This is a genomic window from Oryzihumus sp., assembly GCF_036391795.1.
Taxonomy (GTDB): domain Bacteria; phylum Actinomycetota; class Actinomycetes; order Actinomycetales; family Dermatophilaceae; genus Oryzihumus.
On the sequence record NZ_DASVZH010000135.1, the window covers coordinates 1 to 4,287 of the forward strand.

At 74.8% G+C, this 4,287-nt stretch carries 4 protein-coding genes and 1 pseudogene; 3 read left to right on the forward strand and 2 right to left on the reverse strand.

Annotated features, from left to right (window positions below; genetic code table 11):
* Nucleotides 1-320, reverse strand: a pseudogene (locus VF825_RS07780) (hypothetical protein); the annotation flags it as partial.
* Nucleotides 317-1,171 carry an SOS response-associated peptidase gene (locus tag VF825_RS07785; protein WP_331111881.1) on the reverse strand — a complete coding sequence of 285 codons (855 nt, stop codon included), beginning with the start codon at nucleotides 1,169-1,171 and terminating at the stop codon, nucleotides 317-319. The pseudogene VF825_RS07780 and the gene VF825_RS07785, both read right to left, overlap by 4 nt.
* A gap of 89 nt (nucleotides 1,172-1,260) precedes the next feature.
* On the opposite strand from VF825_RS07785, the gene VF825_RS07790 reads away from it, so the two are divergent.
* From VF825_RS07790 to rsgA, 3 genes are read left to right on the forward strand one after another with little or no spacing between them, the layout of a single operon-like run.
* Entirely contained in the window at nucleotides 1,261-1,803 is a 543-nt protein-coding gene (locus VF825_RS07790; RefSeq protein WP_331111883.1) for a DoxX family protein, read from the forward strand.
* Between the two features lie 23 nt (nucleotides 1,804-1,826).
* Nucleotides 1,827-3,188 carry a 3-phosphoshikimate 1-carboxyvinyltransferase gene (gene aroA / locus VF825_RS07795; RefSeq protein WP_331111885.1) on the forward strand — a complete coding sequence of 454 codons (1,362 nt, stop codon included), beginning with the start codon at nucleotides 1,827-1,829 and terminating at the stop codon, nucleotides 3,186-3,188.
* Nucleotides 3,185-4,243 carry a ribosome small subunit-dependent GTPase A gene (gene rsgA / locus VF825_RS07800; protein WP_414695797.1) on the forward strand — a complete coding sequence of 353 codons (1,059 nt, stop codon included), beginning with the start codon at nucleotides 3,185-3,187 and terminating at the stop codon, nucleotides 4,241-4,243. Before aroA ends, rsgA begins: the two co-directional genes overlap by 4 nt.
* The last annotated feature ends 44 nt before the right edge of the window (nucleotides 4,244-4,287 follow it).

Below are 4,287 nucleotides of genomic sequence, written 5' to 3' on the forward strand. Positions count from 1 at the left end.
CCGCCGACCACCAGCGGGTGCGGCAGCGCACCCCGCCCGCGGGTCAGCGCACCCAGCACTGCCAGCCAGGCCTCGTCGAGCTGCCTGGGCGGCGCGGCGACCCGGCGACCGGCGACCCGCCAGGGCTGCTCGACCAGGGCCACGACCCAGCCGTCGTCGGCGAGCGCGGTGAGGGCGAGCAGGTCCGGCGCCCCGAGCCCGCCACCGGCGCCGTGACCGAGGACGAGCGAGCCTCGGGCGTGCGGTGCCCGGGTGAGGTGGACGCGGGCCGGGCCGACCGGGGTCTCCACGTCCCGGACGCTCGTGCGGGCGCCGGTCATCCGCCGATGACCTCTCCGGTGACCGGGTCGACGACGCCGACGAGCTGCTCCCGGCCGACCGGCCGCAACAGGTCGGGGCCGTTGTTGCGCGTGGCGTTGACCGCGGTGCTGATCGGGTAGGCGTCCAGGCGGCCGGGCTGGTGGAAGGCCAGCAGCTCCCGGACGGTGTCCTCGTCGGTCAGGGTGGGGTCCAGCCAGCGGTCCCAGTCCTCGCGCTCGAGGATGAGGGGCTGCCGGTCGTGGATGCGGTCGAGGCCGGGGTCGGCGTCGGTGGTGATCACGGTGAACGTGGTCAGCCAGGCGTCCGGGTCGTCGGGGTCGGCGACGGCCTTGTCGCGCCAGAACTCGTAGAGCCCGGCGATGGCCAGCGGCTGCCCGTCGGCGCGGTGGATGAAGAACGGCTGCTTGCGCGGCTTGCCCTTGGCGTCGGTCGCGGTGGGGCTCACCTGCCACTCGTAGTAGCCCTCGGCCGGGACGAGGCAGCGGCGCGCCTTCGCCGCGCGGGCGTAGGAGGGCTTGTCCAGCACGCTCTCCGCCCGTGCGTTGGCCATCCGCTGACCGACCTTGACGTCCTTGGCCCAGCTGGGCACCAGCCCCCACGTGAGCAGCCGCAGCTGGCGCACGGGGGCCGGCGGCTCGGCAGACGTCTCGTCCGTGGCCTGCCGCGGCGCCCGGGTGAGCACGACGGGCGCCTGCTTGGTCGGCGCCATGTTGTAGTCCGGCGTGCGCGGCGGCGGGTCCTGCGGGCGGGCCAGCACGCTGCGTGCGGGCTCGGCGGTGCGGTCCTCCTCGACCTCGAACTCCTCCACGAGGTCCTCCGGTCGCGCGCTCGCCGCGTATCTGCCGCACATGACGCCCAGCCTAGGAGCGCAACGCCGTGCGCGAGCAACTACGGTGGACCCGGACGGACTCAGCCCCAGCACCAGCACGAGGAGAGACGATGACCGTGGTTCGCCGGATCGCACGCCCCATGCTCGCGGCCATGTTCATCCAGGGTGGCCTGGACGCCCTGCGCCACCCAGCGGCCAAGGCCGAGAGGGCCGCGCCGGTGGTCAACGCCATCGCGCAGCCGCTGGGCCTGCCCAACGACCCCGAGCTGATGGTGCGGGCCAACGGCGCCACCCAGGTCGCGGCCGGGAGCCTGCTCGCGCTGGGCCGGGTCCCGCGCCTCGCCGCCCTGGTCCTCGCCGGGAGCCTGGTGCCCACCACCTACGCCGGCCACGCGTTCTGGGCCGTCGAGGACCCGGCGGCCCGGGCGCAGCAGCGCACCCACTTCATCAAGAACGTCGGTCTGCTCGGCGGGCTCCTGCTCGCCGTGGTCGACACCGCCGGCAAGCCCGGCCTGTCCTGGCGAGCCCGGCGCGCCGCCAAGGACACCGCCCGGGCGACCTCGCTCGGGCGGCGCGAGGCCCGCCACGTGGCCCGTTCCGCGCGGCGGGAGGCCAGGCTCGCCGCGAGCCGGGCCCACGACGCCCTCACCTGACCCCACCCCCTCGAAGGAAGACCGTGAACGACCCCGCCCATCGGCCCGCCGACTGGCCCTCCCTGCACGTCACCGGACCGGTCAACGCGACCGTCGCCCTCCCGGGCAGCAAGTCGCTCACCAACCGCTTCCTCGTCCTCGCGGCGCTGGCCAACGGCACCTCGCGGCTGCGCCGCCCGCTGCGCTCGCGCGACACCCTGCTGATGGCCGCGGCGCTGCGGTCGCTCGGCGCGACGGTCGAGGACTTCCCCGGCGACGACCCCGAGTCGGCGGACTGGATCATCACCCCGGCCACCCTGACCGGTGGGACGACGGTGGACTGCGGCCTGGCGGGCACCGTCATGCGGTTCCTGCCGCCGGTGGCCGCCCTCGCCGCCCGTCCGGTGGCCTTCGACGGCGACTCCCGCGCCCGGGAGCGACCGATGGCCCCGGTCATCGACGCCCTGCGCGCCCTTGGGGCCACGATCGAGGACGACGGCCGCGGTCGGCTCCCCTTCTCCGTCACCGGCACCGGCCGTATGCCGGGTGGCTCGGTGACTCTGGACGCCTCCGAGAGCTCGCAGTTCGTCTCGGCGCTGCTGCTGGCCGGCGCGCGCTACGAGCAGGGCGTGACCGTCCACCACGACGGCAAGCCGGTGCCGAGCGAGCCGCACATCCGGATGACCGTGGAGGTGCTGCGCGACGCCGGCGTGGTGGTGGACGACAACGACCCCGACACCTGGCGGGTCGAGCCCTCGGAGATCAACTCCCTGGAGGTGCAGGTCGAGCCGGACCTGTCCAACGCCGGGCCGTTCCTCGCCGCCGCCGTGGTCACCGGGGGCACCGTCCACGTCCCGGGTTGGCCCCAGCACACCACCCAGGCCGGCGACGCGCTGCGTGACATCTTCGACGCCATGGGCGCCGACGTGACCCTCGACCGCAGCGGGCTCATGGTGACCGGCTCGGGCACCGTCAGCGGGCTCGATGTCGACCTGCACGACGCCGGTGAGCTCGCGCCGGTCGTCGCGGCGGTGGCGGCCCTGGCCGACTCCCCGTCGTGGCTGCGCGGCATCGCCCACCTGCGCGGTCACGAGACCGACCGCCTGGCCGCCCTGGCCACGGAGATCAACGCGCTCGGCGGCGCGGTCACCGAGACCGAGGACGGCCTGCGGATCATGCCGCGGCCCCTGCACGGCGGGCTGTTCCGGACCTACCACGACCACCGGATGGCCATGGCCGCCGCGGTCCTGGGGCTGCGGGTGCCCGGCGTCGTCATCGAGAACGTCGCCACCACCGACAAGACGCTGCCCGGCTTCACCGACCGCTGGTCGCGGATGATCGGCCTCGAGGTGACCCCGGCGCCGATCGACGCCTCGGCCCAGCCCACCATGACGGGTGGCGCGTGAGCCCACGCTCCCGGCGGATCTCGGCCGGGGACTACGACGAGAGCCACGTCCGGATCCGGCCCAACCGCCGGGGCTCGCGCCCGCGCTCCAAGGACCGTCCGGCCCATGCCGACGCCGTGCCCGGGTTCGTGCTGGGCGTCGACCGCGGCCGTTACACCGTGCTGGTCGAGGACCACACGCTGACCGCGATGAAGGCGCGCGAGCTCGGGCGCAAGGGCATCGTCGTCGGTGACCGCGTTGGGCTGGTCGGCGACACCTCCGGCTCCCCCGACGCCCTCGCCCGGATCGTGCGCCTGGAGGAGCGCACCTCGGTGCTGCGGCGCACCGCGGATGACAGCGACCCGGTGGAGCGGGTCATCGTCGCCAACGCCGACCAGCTGGTCGTCGTCTCCGCGCTGGTCAACCCCGAGCCGCGCCCCCGCCTGATTGACCGGTGCCTCGTGGCGGCCTACGCCGCCGGGCTGGACCCGCTGCTGGTGCTGACCAAGGCCGACCTGGCCGACCCGGCGGACTTCCTCGCCAACTACGCCCCGCTGGCGGTGCCCTACGTCGTGACCTCGCAGGACCCTCGGACGGGTCAGCTCGGGGGCCTGGAACCGTTGCGGGAGAGGCTCGCCGGAAAGGTGAGCGTGTTCGTCGGGCACTCCGGCGTGGGCAAGTCGACCCTCGTCAACGCCCTCGTGCCGGGCACCGACCGTGCGACGGGCGTCGTCAACGTGGTGACCGGCCGGGGTCGGCACACCTCGACCTCGGCGGTGGCCCTGGCCCTGCCCTCCGGCGACGGCTGGGTGGTCGACACCCCCGGTGTGCGCTCCTTCGGGCTGGCGCACGTCGACCTGACGCGGATCATCCACCACTTCCCCGACCTCGAGCCGGGCACCGACCAGTGCCCGCGCGGCTGCACGCACGACGAGGAGGAGTGCGCCCTCGACGAGTGGGTGGCCCAGGGGAAGGCCGGCCCGGCCGGGCGTTCACGCCTGGAGTCGCTGCGCCGGCTCCTGCGCGCCCGCAGCGGCTCCGAGTCCGGCGAGCAGGACACCACCGCGAGGGCGTGAACCCCACGTTGAGCTGGACGTTCGTGCCCCTTCGGCCGGGGCCG

Bases quoted from the DNA above. Each gene is read 5' to 3' on its own strand.
- VF825_RS07785 (WP_331111881.1), bottom strand. From the start codon at position 1,171: ATGTGCGGCAGATACGCGGCGAGCGCGCGACCGGAGGACCTCGTGGAG.
- VF825_RS07790 (WP_331111883.1), top strand. From the start codon at position 1,261: ATGACCGTGGTTCGCCGGATCGCACGCCCCATGCTCGCGGCCATGTTC.